Source organism: Acinetobacter sp. 778_lipA (assembly GCF_058242985.1).
On record NZ_JBZAYT010000001.1, the window covers coordinates 3,289,082 to 3,305,994 of the forward strand.

Here is a 16,913-nt window from a genome sequence, read left to right on the forward strand (position 1 = left end):
CTAAGCCTCCAACGTTTTACGTACAGCCTGTTCGATACGTTCTACACTTGGTAGCCATTGTTTTTCTAATACGGGTGAAAATGGCACAGGTGAATGCGGTGGTGTCACCAGTTCAATGGGTGCTTTGAGATAATGAAAGCCTTTTTGTGCAATCAATGCGGCCACATCATGCCCAAAACCACAACGGGCAGCAGACTCATCAACAATCACCACACGCCCTGTTGACGCGACAGATTCTAAAATGCCTTCTTCATCCAATGGAGAAATCGTTCGTGGATCGACAACTTCGACAGAAATTCCCTCCTTAGCAAGCTTATCCGCGACTTCATTGGCACGATGCACCATTAAACTTAAGGCAATAATCGTGACATCGGTTCCTTCACGGGTGTAATTTGCTACACCAAAAGGAATGGTATATGGTTCATCTGGCACTTCACCTTTGATGTCATAAAGCAATTTATGTTCACAAAAAACCACTGGGTCATCATCACGGATGGCTTGGATCAATAAGCCTTTTACATCATATGCACTGGACGGCACCACGACTTTTAAACCGGGTACAGCAGCAAACACGTTATACGGGGATTGTGAATGTTGCGCGGCAGCAGAAAAGCCTGCGCCGATCATGCCTCGAACCACCAAAGGCGCTTTGGCTTTTCCACCAAACATATAACGAAATTTGGCCGCTTGGTTATACAACATGTCATGACATACGCCATAGAAGTCCATAAACATCAGGTCAGCCACAGGTCGTAAACCTGTTGCAGCAGCCCCTGCCGCCATTCCAATAATTGCAGATTCAGTGATCGGGGTATCAATCACACGCTCAGAGCCAAACTCTGTCCATAGCCCTTTGGTGACACCAAGTACGCCCCCAAAGCCTTCGAGTTTATTGTCATCTGTATTTTTACCGCCATGCCCGCCACGCACATCTTCACCGACAACAATCACACTTGGGTCACGGCGCATTTCTGATTCAATCGCTTCTTTAATCGCGTTTCGATAACTTTTATTTGGCATTGTTTTACTATTCCTTTAGTAAGAGACATAAACATCAGTAAGAAGTTGAGAAAATTCTGGATAATTGGCAGCACGTGCATTTGCGACAGCAGCATCGACATTGGCTTTTGATTCAACATCAATTGCATCCAGCGTGGCTTCAGCAATCTTGCCTTTGACTTTTTCACGGAAAATTTTCAACGGATCTTTATGCTCTTTGACATAATCGAGTTCTTCTTTGGAACGAATCAGTCCTGGGTCACCTTCAAAGTGTCCATAAAAACGATTGGTAATGGTTTCAATCACACTTGGGCCTTCGCCACGCCGTGCACGTTCAATGGCTTTTTGGGCGACCTCATACACAGCAAAGAAATCTGTCCCATCTACTTTTTCAGCAGGCATCCCAAAAGCCGCAGCACGACCTGCAATGTCTTTGCTTCCGACTGCATAATCATGCGCAGTACCTTCACCAAAACCATTATTTTCAAAAACAAAAATCACGGGAAGTTTTAAAACCACAGCCATATTCATGGCTTCAAAGGTCAGACCTTGGTTAGAACCACCATCCCCAGTAAATGACAAACCAACTCCACCCGTCTTTAAGGTTTTTGCGGTTAACGCTGCACCAATTGCCAAAGGTGGCCCACCACCAACAATTCCGTTGGCTCCCAACATACCTTTGTCTAGATCAGCAATATGCATTGAACCGCCTTTGCCACGGCACAAACCATCATCTTTACCAAAAATTTCCAACATCATGCCGTGAATATCACATCCTTTGGCAATGCAGTGACCGTGACCACGATGGGTTGAGGTAATAAAATCTTTGTCAGTCAAATTTTCACAAATTCCAACGGCTACCGCTTCTTCACCACTGTAAAGATGGATAAATCCGGGAATATCACCTGTATTATTTTCATCGTGAAGTCGATCCTCAAACTCACGAATATCTCGCATCCGTCTGTATGCTGCTAGCAATTGCTCTTCCGTTAATTGCATATACTTATTCCTTCATGCTCACAGTTAAAAGTAAAAACCATATATTTAAAAATAAATATTGGTATTTAAAACCCGTATATTTATATAAAATTATTTCATTAAAAATTAATATTAGACTAAAAAAATATCCCTTTATAAAACACAATAAAAATATTAAAAACAGCACCTTACAAAGCAAAAAATATTTTTAAATTTTTATAATTTTCAAAAACTTAAAAAACCAAACCTTTAACCAACCTTTATTTTATAATATTAATATTTTTCACTCTTTTATTATATTTAAAAAAATTTTAAATATAATTGACATCGAAAATAAAAATGTCATCTTATATTAAGTTATTTTATTTAATGGACTATTTAAAATGGATTTAAAAGTTTCAGTCACCACAGGACAAAAACTACGTGGTGCAGATAAATTGGCACGTATTCCAGTAAAAATTATCAGTACAGAACAGATCCCACAAAAGCCTGAATGGATTCGCGCCAAGATCAGCCAGCCTGAAGAAGTGCAACGTATTAAAAATTTATTACGTCAACAAAAACTACATACCGTATGTGAAGAAGCCGCGTGCCCCAATTTGCCACAATGCTTTGGTGGTGGAACAGCGACCTTTATGATTATGGGAGATATTTGTACCCGTCGATGCCCATTTTGTGATGTGGCCCATGGACGTCCAAATATTTTAGATGCTGATGAACCGAAACATTTAGCAGAAACCGTTAAAAATCTAAATTTAAACTATGTGGTGATTACCTCAGTAGACCGTGATGATCTTATTGACGGTGGAGCACAACACTTTGCTGCATGTATTCGAGAAATCCGTAAAAGTAGCCCAGATACGCTAATTGAGATTTTAGTCCCTGATTTTCGGGGCAGATTAGAAGTTGCCCTCAACATTCTGAGCGAAACCCCGCCAGATGTATTTAATCATAATATTGAAACGGTCCCTCGTTTGTACCGTGCAATGCGTCCAGGTTCAGATTATCCACATTCCTTGGAACTGTTAAAACGGTTTAAGCATTTACGTCCAGACATCGCAACGAAATGTGGCTTGATGGTGGGATTAGGTGAAGTCGAAGCAGAAGTTATTGTGTTGCTGAATGACCTCAGTGACTATCAAGTGGACTATGTCACCATTGGTCAATACTTACAGCCATCTAAATCTCATGCCCCAATACATCGTTTTGTTTCATTGAAAGAGTTTGAACATTATCAAGCGCATGGTGAGTTATTAGGGTTTAAAAATATATGGAGTGCGCCAATGGTTCGTTCTAGCTATTTTGCTGATCGTCAATACAAGGGCGAGCCTGTACCTAAGCCGTTTACACGTGAAAACATTGCCACAGAAATTTAGGATGATTCAGTGTTCAAAGTGAATATGTACACCTAAATATTAAACAATGAGTACCAAAAAAAATACGCTGTCTTTTTATTGGTAACTTTATTTAACATTTGTGAGCAGAAAACTCATTTTAAAGCAAAACATTAACTTCTAAAGTGAGAACCTAATAAAGATGATTATTTTCAGAACACTATTTGTTTGAATATAGATTAAAATTTGGTGTCATCAAATAAAATCACCAGATACAGCGATAAAGAATACAAAGTATTAATGGCATAACCATTCATCATAAAGGAATATGATATGAAGCTATTGAATCAACTACAGCCGCAAGCGCTTCGTTTACAGACCACACATTTTGTCAATATCGAATCCGTCACTGCTGCGCCACTTCTCGCTTTACCTCCCGAACCAGAACCCTCTCTGTTTCGTCGTTCTCTTCAACATAATTATGCGGATTTACTAAAAATTGCAGATGATTCTGAAATGGCAATTGGAATCACAGATCATCATGGCACCTTACTTTGGACATGGAGTAGCCGTGCTATGCTCTCCTCTGCTGAGCAAGTGCATTTTGTCGAAGGTGGACATTGGTCAACACAGGCTGTCGGTACAAATGCGATTGGTTTGGCCTTAAATAATCATCTCTCTAGCTGTGTTTATTCACATGAAAATCAGATGAACAGTGTACAGGATTGGGTTTGTTATGCCGCGCCGATCGTTGACCCTGTATCTGGACAATTTCACGGTGTGATTAATTTATCGACCAAGTACAAGAAGCATACTTCACTGGGTGTATTGGCTGTAGAACGCTGTGCAGAGTTGGTTCAACGTGCGATTCAATTTGAACAAAAAAACATGCTTTATCTCAAAGTATTTGGTACACCCAAAGTTCAATTTAACCAACAGCTTTTAACATTGACCCATCGACAAATTGAAATTTTATGCATTCTTGTGTTACACCCTGAGGGTATTAACCTAGATGAACTGCACTATGCCTTATACGGTGATCGGGACATTAGTGAAAAAACCTTAAAAGCAGAAATGTCACAATTACGCACCTTGCTCCCCAACTGTATTTTATCGCGCCCGTATAAGCTAGTTTGTGAGATTCAAACCGACTTTACCAGAGCTGAACAATCCCTCAATACAGGTTTTCTCGCCAGTACATTTTCACTCTACAAAGGAAGTTTTTTGGCGAAATCAGAAAGCCCTTTCTTGACCACATGGCGTGATTGTTTCGATGCGCGTTTAAGTCATCTGATTTATCAAATTCAGGATATTGACCCGCTTTTAAAAATTATTAGTCGTCTTCCTGAACGTAATGATGCAATACAACGGGTACTGGAATTATTGCCTGAACAAAGTCAGCATCGTCCGTATTTTTTAAAATTACTTTAGGCTCAATGAACTTAGATATTTTATTGCACAACTGATAGCACAGCACTGTTTTGCCCTGATGTTTAAGGCTATAAAGTTGCTCTGTATAAAAATAATAAGTGAATCAATCTAAGACTAATTTTTAAAGCCAACGACAGAAAATGCACGGTAAATATAGTCAACCTGTCAAAAAAAATCAGACACAATAATATAATTTCTCTTAATTAATATTTTTAATTAAATCAATAATATGATGAAATAGTATTGTTTAATTATATAAAAGCTTACACTGCCACATCTTACCTCTCTCCGCAATAAATCGATTGCTAAAATTAAAATACAAGTAATTTAAACATAAATGCTCTTTAAATGATAATGATTATATTTTACATTTAACACCATGCAGATTTTCTCGATCCGCTCAGCACTGAAAGAAAGGCAATTGTGGTTTATTGCTCAATAAAGATAGGTAGACTTAATGATGAATAGCCAACAACAAACGACATTAGATCAAAAAATAGTACCAGACCAAAAAAAGGTTTCAGACAAAAAAACAGTATCAGATCAAAAAGCGATACTGAAACAAGATGATCATATGCGGAATCTGGAAGTCATTGAGATGACGCTAACGGCGATTTCTCATCCTTTTCCATCAATTGTACGTATTCGGGGCGAAATCAATACAACACAGCCAGACTTATGGACAACACCTAACCTTGCTATTCGTTTAGAAGTGCATCAACAAGCAGACAGCTTACCTATATCACGTGTATATACCGTGCGTTGCTTTGATCCAAGTACTCGTCAAATTGAAATTGACTTTGTTCTACATGCTGACCCAAGTCCAGCAATGCTTTGGCTAGATTCAGCAAAAATTGGCACTAAAATTCAACTTACGGGTCCAAGACCGCACTTTCTCCCCAATTTTACCCCAGCTAAACGCGTGGTGATGTTTGCAGATGAAACCGCCATTCCAGCCGTCTATTCAATTTTACAGCAATGGCAAATGGGGATTCAGGGAGAGATTTATATTGAAAGTTGTGAAGCCAATATTATTGATGATTTGCCAAAACATCATGGCGTAAATATGCATTTACTCCATCGGGGAAAATCACAGCAAGCGGGTAAATTGGGCTTACTACTTAAAGTTGCCGAACATTTTAAAGATCGTGAAGATATTAGCATTTGGGCAGCCTGTGAACGTAATGAAGCAAGAGCGATACGGAAGCTGTTTACCCAACACGGTCATTTGAGTAAAGATGATATTCGTGTGGCCGGCTATTGGAATGTCGGCATGTCCAGCTCAACATTAGATCTAAGCAGAGTCGCATATTATCAAAAACACCTAGAACAAGGTAAAACGCTAGAAACATTTGATGATCTAGATATGCCTGTTTAAATGAAATCATTGACCTATTTGCCCCCCATCTCAGTTTTCTTAAGACGATTATTTAGAGGGAGTATTTGGAATGTAAATCAATCTTTGAGGTTGATACTCTGGCATTATTATGGCCTAACTCAATGATGACCCAACACAATTAACAGCACTCGACTTGGATCTTACGATCCAAGTCTTTATATTATTCATTGCACAGCCTGTGTTGCATATCTTTACATCATGGTCTGCTTAAAGATCCAAAGCGAATCCACTACAACATTTTTACATGATGGCTAATTATAACAACGGCGAAAACATGGTGATGTAATTGCTGAAAACATGATTGCCAAGCTTATTTTTCTCTAGCCAACTGCAAAGCTTAAAATCAATCTTCCCTCGTTCACAGATAGGCCCATGCAATCTCAAAATGACAGGGATAAATTTATTTGATCCTTTTTTAAATCTCAAACGACATTATAAGCATACTCCTCACATCTTATAAGGCCGCTTTCGATGTCATCAACAAGAATACAAATGGCAGACAAAAAATACCTGTCAAAAATGATTCAAATGATCATGTTAGGTCTCACTTCTGTAGTTGCTTCTACCCTTTTGCATGCTACTGAAGAGATAACTCAAAATAATGCAGAACCTCTTGCATTGCCAACGCTCAAGTTTACAGCAAACCAATTGGGTGAAATTACAGAAAACAGTGGTGTCTATACTCCGGGTTCAATTGCCACAGCAACGCGTTTGGTTTTAAAACCCAAAGAAACCCCACAAACGATTAGTGTGATTACTCGCCAAGAAATGGATGATTTTAATCTCAACTCTATCGATGATGTTATGCGGCATACCCCGGGTGTTAGTGTGGTGACCTATGACAGTGAACGGACAGAATATTACTCCCGTGGTTTTGCAATACAAAACTTCCAGTACGATGGGATCCCGATGAATCGTGATTCGGCCTACTCAGCAGGAAATACCCTAAGTGATATGGCGATTTATGATCGTATCGAAGTTTTAAAAGGAGCAACGGGGCTTTTAACTGGGGTGGGTGATCCTGGTGCAACGATTAATTTGATTCGTAAAAAACCAACCAAAGATTTTCAAGGGAATGTTTCTCTGGGTCTAGGCACATGGAATAACTACCGCGGCCAAATTGATTTAAGCGGTCCACTTAACCAAACGGGCAGTATTCGTGGACGTGGCGTTGCTGCGTATCAAGACAAAGAATCTCAATTAGATCGCTATGAACGCAAGACTCCTGTGTTCTACGGCATATTAGAAGCAGATTTAACTGAGAATACCCTACTGACTATAGGCGCAGATTATCAAGACAATAAACCTAAGGGCTCAACGTGGGGCGGTATCCCAATTTATAATTCAGCGGGTCAATTTAATAAAATGTCGCGTGGCTTTAACAATGGTGCAAATTGGAGTAATTGGGAACAATATACTCGAACTATTTTCTCAACTTTAGAGCATAAGTTTGATAATGATTGGGTCGCAAAAATCCAGTTAAATCATCAAATCAATGGCTATGATGCACAATTAGGCGCAGCGGCAGGTGGTCATCCAAATCCATCGACGGGAACTGGTGTTTCAATGTGGGCTGGAAACTATAAGGGCGAAACCAAAAGTGATGCTGCAGACATCTATGCAACAGGTCCATTTCAACTTTTTGGCCGTGAACACGAGCTGGTTGTAGGCGCAAGCATTTCTGAGAGCACTTGGAAAAATAATGGTTATAGTGCACCAACTGGTTATAAAACCAGTGTAGATCAATATTATCAATGGAATGGGAACGTTGCGGAGCCTGATTGGCAAAAAGGTAATCATTGGTCAAACAATGAAACCACCAAGCAGAATGGATTTTATCTCACCTCACGTTTGAATTTACATGATGATTTAAAAGTCATTTTGGGTGGACGTATTGCAAACTATAAGTCAGAAGAGACTAAAGAGTCAGGTATCTTTATACCTTATGTCGGTGCGGTTTATGATTTAAATGACCAATACTCAGTTTATGCAAGCTACAGCACCATATTTAAACCTCAATCTGCACAAAATCCAAACGGTAAAACACTTGATCCGCTTGAGGGAGAAAACTACGAAGCTGGAATCAAAGGTGAATTTTTTGATGGTCGCTTAAATGCAAGTTTGGCATATTACCAACTCAAACAAGACAATTTTGCGAAAGAGATTCCAAACGTCCTTACACCATCTGGTGGTGTCGCATCTGAAGCGCTCCAAGGTGTCAAAACCAAAGGGGCTGAACTCGAAGTTACTGGTGAAATTCGTCCTGGTTGGAATTTACATGCTGGCTTTAATCATAAAATCTCTAAACAAGATGGGATAAAACAGAGCACTTTGACTCCTGAAAATGAATTTAGCCTTTATACCAGCTATAAGCTCAATCAATGGGTGGATGGTTTAACTGTTGGTGGTGGTGCACGTTGGCAAGATAATACTTGGGGCGATGTCACCAATCCACTGTATAAAGATCCTGTTAAACATGTGGTGTCTGATTATTGGTTATTTGATGCAATGGCAAACTATGAAGTAAATGATCAATTATCCGTTTCTTTTAATGTAAACAATCTTCTAGATGAAAAATATTATACGATTTTTAGCTGGTATAGCACGTATACATGGGGCGAAGGTCGTAATTATAATTTAGGACTTAAATATAAGTTTTAATCAGGTTTAACTGACTTCCTCTAGGTAATAGACAAACATCATACTGCATGGGGAAGTTTCAACTATTCAGTCAGCTTTTACTATTGTTCCAAAATCACTGATCTCATTTCATCCTACGCTAACATCAACCTAATTTGGTCTTAAATCACCCGGTTGATCTGCGGATTTTATTATTTATTTTGAGCATTGAATTTTTTAAAACTCAAGCCCTATCTTTAGCTATGCCTTTTCACTGTCTAGTGGAGGAAAAGGCAAAGCTAAACCAAGCACAAAGAAGAATCATAAAACTATAGTATTTCTGATTTTTATTTGTTCCGATCTGAGGATTCAATGGGTTTGTTGATGACTTTTTTGGGGGCTTGATCAGCTAAGTCCTGATTAATTGCTTTGGTTAAACCAAACATATAAAGCAAAATAATCACCGAGAATGGTAATCCACATAATACCACAGCACTTTGCATCGAATGGAAACTACCTGCTAACAATAAACCAATACTGACAATAGTAATCACCACCGACCAGAAAATTCGCAACCAAATCGGTGAATCACTTTCATTACTTCCGCCTTTTGTAGACAGATTTGCAATCATCAGCGTGCCAGAACCCACTGGAGTCAAAAACAGCACAAAACATATCACCACAACAATCCCAGCCACATAAGGATTAAAAGGTAAATATTCGAGTAACTTAAACAAAGATAAAGCTGGATCGGTGAGAACCATATCGCCCAAAACTTTTTGTTTTTGATTCAAAATTAATTCAATTGCAGTATTACCGAAAATGGAAATCCAAGCCAAAGTAAAGCCTAAAGGGATTAGACACACACCCAAGACTACTTCACGAATGGTGCGCCCTTTTGAAATACGCGCAATAAACATCCCAACGAAAGGTGCCCAAGCAATCCACCAAGCCCAATAAAACACCGTCCAAGAACCGAGCCAGCCTTTCGCTTGTGAATTGTATAAATACACATCAAAACTTTTCGCGACAAAATGGTTGAGATAGTCACCCACGTTCTGTACCAAACCATTGAGCAAATGATTGGTTGGGCCTGTTAAGAATACAAATAACAATAAGCCATAGAGTAAACGTAAGTTAATCCGTGAAAGCCAAGCCAGTCCTTTTTCAATCCCCACCACTGTGGTGATGGTCGCAACAGACATCATCACCAATACCACTGCGATCAGAGTAACATTGTTGTCTGGAATGGCTGGGACTAAATAACTGATGCCCGAAACCAATACCAAAGCACCTATACCTAGATTGGTGACCAAAGATATCACCGTGGCTAAAATCCCAAAACCATCTACGAAGTCACCGATCAAACCATAGATCCGATCGCCAAAAATTGGATAAAGTGCAGAACGTAAAGCTAGGGGTAAATCTAAGCGAAAAGCAAAATAGCCCAAAGTGACACCTAACAAGGCATAGAGCACCCAGCCATGTATACCCCAATGTAAGAAGCTATACATCATGGCATCTCTGGCAGCTTGGATTGTGCCACCCTCGCCTTCAGGTGGTCTTAAAAAATGATCGACAGGTTCAGCAACACCATAATACAGTAAGGCAATACCGATACCTGCGGAAAACAGCATAGATACCCAAGCCAAGTAACCAAACTCAGGTTTATCGCCATCTTTTCCAAGTGGAAGTTGTCCAGCACGAGAAAAAGCCAACCATCCAACAAAACCTAGACATGCCACAATCACCAGCATGTAATACCAACCAAAGAGTTGATTGGCCTGCTCTTGTACATAGGTTAGCCAAAACTGACTTTTTTTTGGAAATAAAACAAACAATAGACCAAAAATACCGATACTGATTGCAGAACTTCCAAACACAAATAAATTTAACCGAATCCGTTCGGATGAATATCCTTTATGGCTATTTGACACCATGCTATTGCTCCTTGCAATTGGTGTATTTTCTTAAAAAATAATAGGATATGTACTCTTTTTACTGAACATTCTGATGGATCAGAATGTTGATGTATACACTTACATTTCTTATTACTCATCAAAAAATTATTGATTTTTGTAGATTATACTTTTTATTGATTGAACGTTCAATCAATAAAAAGTATTATAAAAAAATGCTAAGATGTTCTACATTGAGTAATGTTAAATAAAAAGTGCCTTTTCAGCACTTTAAGTGGATATACATGACAAAACGTAGAGTCAAACCAGAGCATGTGCGACGTGAAGAAATTATTAACGCCGCATTTGATGTGATTTATGAAGTGGGTTTATCCAATATGACCATTGCACAAATCGCAAAGAAAGCCGAGCTATCCACAGGTATTGTGAGTCACTATTTTGGTGATAAACAGGGATTAATAAATACCTGCATGCAAGAAATGTTGAATGTTTTACGTCGCAAAACCGACCAAAATAAAACTGAAGCAGACGAGCATCCAGAAAGCCAACTTAAAGCGATTATTGATTCTAACTTTGATATTAGTCAGGTCAATAAACAAGCCATGCGCATCTGGTTAGACTTTTGGTCTGCAAGCATGCATCTACCCGAACTTGGGCGCTTGCAACAAATTAATGATCAACGCCTGTACTCAAACTTGAAGTTTCACTTTCTCAAGTTATTGGACAAAGAACAGGCAAGCATTGCCGCTCGTGGTTTAGCGGCATTGATTGACGGATTATGGTTACGTGGCAGTCTAAGCAGTCATGATGAATTTGACAGCCAACTGGCACGTTCCATTGCTTACGATTATGTAAAAACGCAATTACAATTTGCGGAAAAGCCTTTGCAGGAGAGACAGAATGAGTGATTCACAAGTTCATCAATTGTACATCCATGGTCGCTATGTAGCAGCGACCAGTGGTAAGACCTTTACCAGTATTAACCCTGCCAATGGTGAAGTGATTGCAACCCTTCAACAAGCATCACAACAAGACATCGAAGCGGCTGTTCAAAGCGCACAACAAGGTCAAAAAATTTGGGCCGCAATGACAGCGATGGAACGTTCTCGTATTTTACGTCGCGCTGTCGACATCTTACGTGAGCGTAATGATGAACTCGCTCGCTTAGAAACCCTCGATACAGGTAAAGCCTTTAGCGAAACATCGACCGTTGATATTGTCACAGGTGCTGATGTCCTCGAATATTACGCAGGTCTCGCGACTGCAATTCAGGGAGAGCAAGTTCCGCTTCGTGAATCAAGCTTTTTCTATACCCGTCGTGAACCACTTGGTGTTGTCGCGGGAATCGGTGCTTGGAACTATCCAATTCAAATCGCATTATGGAAATCTGCCCCTGCTCTAGCTGCTGGGAACGCCATGATCTTTAAACCAAGTGAAACCACACCGCTGAGCGTATTCAAACTTGCTGAAATCTATACTGAAGCGGGACTACCAGATGGCGTATTTAACGTGGTACAAGGTGCAGGCCGTGAGATTGGACAATGGTTAACTGAACATCCTGTTATTGAAAAAATTTCTTTCACTGGTGGTGTTGAAACAGGCAAGAAAGTTATGGCAAGTGCCGCAGGCTCTACACTCAAAGAAGTGACCATGGAACTCGGCGGTAAATCCCCTTTAATTATTTGTGATGATGCTGACCTCAATCGAGCAGCAGACATTGCGGTGATGGCTAACTTCTTTAGTTCAGGTCAAGTATGTACCAATGGTACACGTGTTTTTGTTCCAAAAGCCCTGTTGGCAGATTTTGAAGCCGCTATTGTAGAACGGGTAAAACGGATCCGTATTGGTGATCCAATGGCTGAGCAAACCAACTTTGGTCCACTCACCAGCTTCCCACATATGGAAAAAGTCTTGTCGTTCATTGAGTCAGGTAAACAACAAGGTGCCAAACTGTTGATTGGCGGTGGTCGTGCGACAGAAGCTGAATTGGCGCAAGGTGCTTATGTGTTGCCGACAGTTTTCAGTGACTGCCAAGATGATATGCGCATCGTTGAAGAAGAAATCTTTGGCCCTGTCATGAGCATTCTCAGTTATGAAACTGAAGAAGAAGTCATTCGTCGTGCCAATGACACCACTTTTGGTTTAGCGGCAGGTGTTGTCACACAAGACATCACCAAAGCACATCGTATTATTCATCAAATCGAAGCAGGTATTTGCTGGATCAACACTTGGGGCGAATCCCCTGCTGAAATGCCAGTGGGTGGCTATAAACAATCAGGTGTCGGCCGTGAAAATGGTTTAACCACACTTGGACATTACACCCGTATCAAGTCAGTTCAAGTTGAGTTAGGTGAGTATCAAAGCATTTTTTAATGCACTCAGGCTTTCTCCGTATATCAATCCTATGTGCCATGTCATCACCTGATTGCATTGGCACTTTTAAAAATACAAAAAGGATAATTATGAATACTCTAGCATATGACTACATTATCATCGGCGCAGGATCTGCCGGAAATGTGCTCGCAACACGTTTAACTGAAGACAAAGACATTACAGTTTTACTCTTGGAAGCAGGTGGCCCAGACTACCGTTTAGATTTCCGTACTCAAATGCCAGCAGCGTTGGCTTATCCACTACAAGGACGCCGTTACAACTGGGCATATCTCACTGATCCTGAACCACATATGAATAATCGCCGTATGGAATGTGGCCGTGGTAAAGGTTTAGGTGGTTCATCATTGATTAACGGGATGTGTTATATCCGCGGTAATGCGATGGACTTAGATCACTGGTCGACGCTCAAAGGGCTAGAAGACTGGAGCTATGCAGACTGCTTACCGTATTATAAAAAAGCTGAAACCCGCGATATTGGTGGCAATGACTACCACGGTGGCGATGGCCCTGTATCTGTGGCAACCCCTAAAAATGGCAATAATGTCTTGTTCCATGCCATGGTTGAAGCAGGTGTACAAGCAGGCTATCCACGTACAGATGACTTGAATGGTTATCAACAAGAAGGTTTCGGTCCAATGGATCGTACTGTGACACCAAAAGGCCGTCGCTCTAGTACTGCGCGTGGTTATTTAGACATGGCAAAGGGTCGCCCTAATTTAACTATCGTGACCCATGCCACCACCAATAAAATTTTATTTAATCAAAAACACGCCATTGGTGTGGAATATATTATTGGTGCAGATCAAGCCAATCTCACACAAGCACGCGCAAACCGTGAAGTCTTGCTTTGTGCAGGCGCGATTGCATCCCCACAAATTTTACAACGTTCGGGTGTTGGCGAAAGTAATTTCCTTAAATCGATGGACATCGACGTGGTACATGATTTACCGGGTGTCGGTGAAAACTTACAAGACCATTTGGAAATGTACTTACAATACAAATGTAAGCAACCTGTTTCACTCTACCCCGCTTTAAAATGGTTTAACCAGCCTGCGATTGGCGCTGAATGGTTATTTAATGGGACTGGTATTGGCGCAAGTAATCAGTTTGAAGCAGGTGGTTTTATCCGCAGCTCAGATGAATTTGACTGGCCAAATATTCAATATCACTTCTTACCTGTTGCGATTAACTATAACGGCAGTAATCCCGTCAAAGAACATGGCTTCCAAGCCCATGTCGGTTCTATGCGCTCACCTTCACGTGGTAGAATTAAGCTGAAATCAAAAGATCCTTTTGAGCATCCAAGCATCCTGTTCAACTATATGTCGACTGAGCAAGACTGGCGTGAATTCCGTGATGCCATTCGCATCACACGTGAAATCATGCAACAGCCTGCACTGGATGCATATCGTGGCGAGGAAATCAGTCCTGGAAAACAGGTGCAAACTGATGCGGAACTGGATGACTTCGTGCGCAACCATGCTGAAACGGCATACCATCCTTCATGTAGTTGCAAGATGGGTGAAGACGAAATGGCAGTGGTTGACGGTCAAGGTCGTGTACACGGTCTACAAGGCTTGCGGGTTGTTGATGCTTCGATAATGCCACTGATCATTACTGGAAATTTAAATGCCACAACGATCATGATCGCTGAAAAAATCGCAGATCAAATTCGTGGTCAAAAATTGCCACGTTCTGAAGCGGGTTATTACAAAGCTGGCACTGCACCCGTGCGCAAAGCACCTTTACGTCCGATCGTGTAAAAGTATTCATATTTTAGCGACACCTGAGTTTTGACTGAGTGTGTCGCATCTTGCAAGGACGAATAAAATGAGAAAAAAATTATTATTGACCATCCCTTTGAGTCTATTTTTTCAAACCATACATGCCAATGAATCAGGTGTAGAAACACCATCTCCTTATAGTGCAAATTTGACAGTGGCCAGCCAATATATCTCACGTGGTTTTCAACAGACCTGGGGCAACCCTGCTATACAAGGCGGATTTGATTATGCACATCCCAATGGTTTTTATGCAGGAACTTGGGCTTCTACTGTGAGTGATGACTTCATCCGTGATGCCAATGTTGAATGGGATGTCTATACTGGTTATAGCCGTAGTTTCGGTCAGTTAAATCTGGCTACTAAAGTCGCTTATTACTACTATCCTGGGGCAAAAACCACTGCTGAAACAGGTCATACCCGTTTTGATTATGGTGAAATTATTCCAGAAATCAGCTATGGTCCGCTGAGTGTTAAATATGCAATCACCTATACCCAAGATTATTTTGGCAATAATTCTGACACTTTAGCAATTGGTTCCAATAAGCACTCTCGAGGTTCAGGCTATTTAGATGTAAATTGGTTACAACCCATCGCTCAAGGCTGGTCGGTGAATATGCATTATGGCAATCAACGTATAAAAAACTTTTCTGCCGCAAGCTTTCAAGATGCCAGTTTTGCCATTAATAAAGTGCTACCTTATGGCTTATCTTCCAGTTTAAGTTATAGCAAAGCATGGGACAAAAACGGATATTATCAAAAATACAGCAATGGCAATCACAATGCCAAAGTTTCCAATCCAATTGATTCTACCCTCACTTTTTCACTCACTAAAAAGTTTTAAGCTAAAGTTTAGATATTTAGTAACCTGTTATAGATTAACCAAAAACCATGCCCTCCAAGAGCGTGGTTTTTTAATGTCTATAGTCACCCCCTTAATTATTCATACAAGTGATTTCTATCAAGTCATTGATCAGAAATGAACTTATGTTTTTGTATGTGCTTTTAGAAACTGTTGGGTATCAATTCATTTTTTTTACTTTTGAATTATAGATGGTGATCCTACCCCTCGCCCAACATGAGCAAAAACAAAGCACTGCTTTGTTTGAAACGCAAGGTTTGGCACCTCTTACGAAAGTGAGGCATCGCCTACGCAAAGCTATTTAAAGTTTGAATGTAAGGTGTGGCATTGCAAGCTTTTTATAATTAAATAATTTATTTTCTCATGCAATTGATTTAATTAAAAATATTCATTAAAAAAAATTATATTATTATGTCTGAGCTTTTTTGACAGGTTGACTTATATCTTGGCTTAATTCAATAAAGCAAACTCAAATCTCCCCATACTGTTGAATTATCATTAGACAGCCATTGATTGTTTGTATAAAGTATCAGGAACGATTGTTCCAGTATGAATTAACATTATGCGCACTAAAGCGTTTGATCCAGAAGAAGTTGAAAATGCCGTTATGCAAGTTTTCTGGCGTAAAGGGTTTGCAGCGACATCCATTCAAGATTTGGTTGAGGAAACTGGACTTTCACGCAGCAGTTTATATAGTTCCTTTAACAATAAAGAGCAGCTATACCAACAAGCCTTATCTCGCTATCAACGCCTGATTAGTAAATCAAATATCGACTTATTATCCAGTGATGGATCAGTCAAAAGTATCATCCAACAATTACTATCTCGTATCATTGAAGATGAATTAAACGATCCGCAACAACGGGGCTGCCTAATGGCCAATGCCTGTTTGGAGTTAGCAGGACATGATCAAAAGACAGCTGAATCTGTCACGTATAATTTTGAACGATTACAACTTGCACTAGAACAGCTCATAATCAGAGGAAAGCAATCTGGTGAAATCATCCTACATAGTTCGCCACAAGCTTTAGCTCTTTTTTTCGTGAATACCATTCAAGGCATTCGCGTTTTAAGTAAAGGCTGTAGCCCAGAAAATCGTCAGCAATATCTAGAGAATGTTGCTGAAGTAGCATTGAATATCTTGTATTAATTTCGAGTTACCCCTTAGCAGACTGTCCAATTTGCAATGCTGAGGAT

The 16,913-nt window shown here is 40.1% G+C and carries 12 protein-coding genes; 9 read left to right on the forward strand and 3 right to left on the reverse strand.

The annotated features are described in order from the left end of the window. Together AC4CUY_RS15585 and AC4CUY_RS15590 are read right to left on the reverse strand one after the other, a co-directional pair. Positions 1-1,020 (reverse strand): alpha-ketoacid dehydrogenase subunit beta, encoded by a 1,020-nt coding sequence (locus tag AC4CUY_RS15585; RefSeq protein ID WP_004717558.1) that lies wholly within the window; start codon positions 1,018-1,020, stop codon positions 1-3. Between the two features lie 15 nt (positions 1,021-1,035). After that, positions 1,036-1,998, reverse strand: a complete 963-nt coding sequence (locus tag AC4CUY_RS15590; RefSeq protein WP_490774371.1) for a thiamine pyrophosphate-dependent dehydrogenase E1 component subunit alpha — start codon at positions 1,996-1,998, stop codon at positions 1,036-1,038. Between the two features lie 362 nt (positions 1,999-2,360). Between AC4CUY_RS15590 and lipA the strand changes: the two genes are divergently transcribed. From lipA to AC4CUY_RS15610, 4 genes are all read left to right on the forward strand, one after another. Next, positions 2,361-3,353, forward strand: coding sequence for a lipoyl synthase (gene lipA, locus AC4CUY_RS15595; protein WP_490774372.1), 993 nt, complete (start codon positions 2,361-2,363; stop codon positions 3,351-3,353). A gap of 291 nt (positions 3,354-3,644) precedes the next feature. Beyond that, entirely contained in the window at positions 3,645-4,742 is a 1,098-nt protein-coding gene (locus tag AC4CUY_RS15600; RefSeq protein WP_419359779.1) for a transcriptional regulator, read from the forward strand. A gap of 460 nt (positions 4,743-5,202) precedes the next feature. Then, positions 5,203-6,120, forward strand: a complete 918-nt coding sequence (locus AC4CUY_RS15605) for a siderophore-interacting protein (RefSeq protein ID WP_490774676.1) — start codon at positions 5,203-5,205, stop codon at positions 6,118-6,120. Positions 6,121-6,633: 513 nt separating this feature from the next. After that, a complete protein-coding gene (locus AC4CUY_RS15610) occupies positions 6,634-8,802 on the forward strand; it encodes a TonB-dependent siderophore receptor (RefSeq protein ID WP_490774373.1) in 2,169 nt (722 codons plus the stop codon). A 305-nt stretch (positions 8,803-9,107) separates the two neighbouring features. Here the strand turns inward: AC4CUY_RS15610 and AC4CUY_RS15615 are convergent, their stop codons facing one another. Continuing rightward, positions 9,108-10,700 (reverse strand): BCCT family transporter, encoded by a 1,593-nt coding sequence (locus AC4CUY_RS15615; protein WP_336951914.1) that lies wholly within the window; start codon positions 10,698-10,700, stop codon positions 9,108-9,110. 263 nt (positions 10,701-10,963) lie between these two features. On the opposite strand from AC4CUY_RS15615, the gene betI reads away from it, so the two are divergent. From betI to AC4CUY_RS15640, 5 genes are all read left to right on the forward strand, one after another. Further along, positions 10,964-11,587, forward strand: a complete 624-nt coding sequence (gene betI, locus AC4CUY_RS15620; RefSeq protein WP_336951915.1) for a transcriptional regulator BetI — start codon at positions 10,964-10,966, stop codon at positions 11,585-11,587. Then, on the forward strand, positions 11,580-13,052 hold the full coding sequence (betB, locus tag AC4CUY_RS15625; protein WP_336951916.1) for a betaine-aldehyde dehydrogenase: 1,473 nt from the start codon (positions 11,580-11,582) through the stop codon (positions 13,050-13,052). Before betI ends, betB begins: the two co-directional genes overlap by 8 nt. Positions 13,053-13,141: 89 nt before the next feature. Next, a complete protein-coding gene (gene betA, locus AC4CUY_RS15630) occupies positions 13,142-14,836 on the forward strand; it encodes a choline dehydrogenase (RefSeq protein WP_336951917.1) in 1,695 nt (564 codons plus the stop codon). Positions 14,837-14,903: 67 nt separating this feature from the next. Next, complete coding sequence (locus AC4CUY_RS15635; RefSeq protein ID WP_490774374.1) at positions 14,904-15,698, forward strand: TorF family putative porin; 795 nt, start codon at positions 14,904-14,906, stop codon at positions 15,696-15,698. 580 nt (positions 15,699-16,278) lie between these two features. Then, positions 16,279-16,866 carry a TetR/AcrR family transcriptional regulator gene (locus AC4CUY_RS15640; protein WP_336951919.1) on the forward strand — a complete coding sequence of 196 codons (588 nt, stop codon included), beginning with the start codon at positions 16,279-16,281 and terminating at the stop codon, positions 16,864-16,866. Positions 16,867-16,913: the final 47 nt, after the last annotated feature.

Coding starts and splice junctions, on each gene's coding strand:
- lipA (WP_490774372.1), top strand. CDS start 2,361: ATGGATTTAAAAGTTTCAGTCACCACAGGACAAAAACTACGTGGTGCA.
- betI (WP_336951915.1), top strand. CDS start 10,964: ATGACAAAACGTAGAGTCAAACCAGAGCATGTGCGACGTGAAGAAATT.
- AC4CUY_RS15640 (WP_336951919.1), top strand. CDS start 16,279: ATGCGCACTAAAGCGTTTGATCCAGAAGAAGTTGAAAATGCCGTTATG.
- AC4CUY_RS15600 (WP_419359779.1), top strand. CDS start 3,645: ATGAAGCTATTGAATCAACTACAGCCGCAAGCGCTTCGTTTACAGACC.
- AC4CUY_RS15585 (WP_004717558.1), bottom strand. CDS start 1,020: ATGCCAAATAAAAGTTATCGAAACGCGATTAAAGAAGCGATTGAATCA.
- AC4CUY_RS15590 (WP_490774371.1), bottom strand. CDS start 1,998: ATGCAATTAACGGAAGAGCAATTGCTAGCAGCATACAGACGGATGCGA.
- betB (WP_336951916.1), top strand. CDS start 11,580: ATGAGTGATTCACAAGTTCATCAATTGTACATCCATGGTCGCTATGTA.
- AC4CUY_RS15605 (WP_490774676.1), top strand. CDS start 5,203: ATGAATAGCCAACAACAAACGACATTAGATCAAAAAATAGTACCAGAC.
- betA (WP_336951917.1), top strand. CDS start 13,142: ATGAATACTCTAGCATATGACTACATTATCATCGGCGCAGGATCTGCC.
- AC4CUY_RS15635 (WP_490774374.1), top strand. CDS start 14,904: ATGAGAAAAAAATTATTATTGACCATCCCTTTGAGTCTATTTTTTCAA.
- AC4CUY_RS15615 (WP_336951914.1), bottom strand. CDS start 10,700: ATGGTGTCAAATAGCCATAAAGGATATTCATCCGAACGGATTCGGTTA.
- AC4CUY_RS15610 (WP_490774373.1), top strand. CDS start 6,634: ATGGCAGACAAAAAATACCTGTCAAAAATGATTCAAATGATCATGTTA.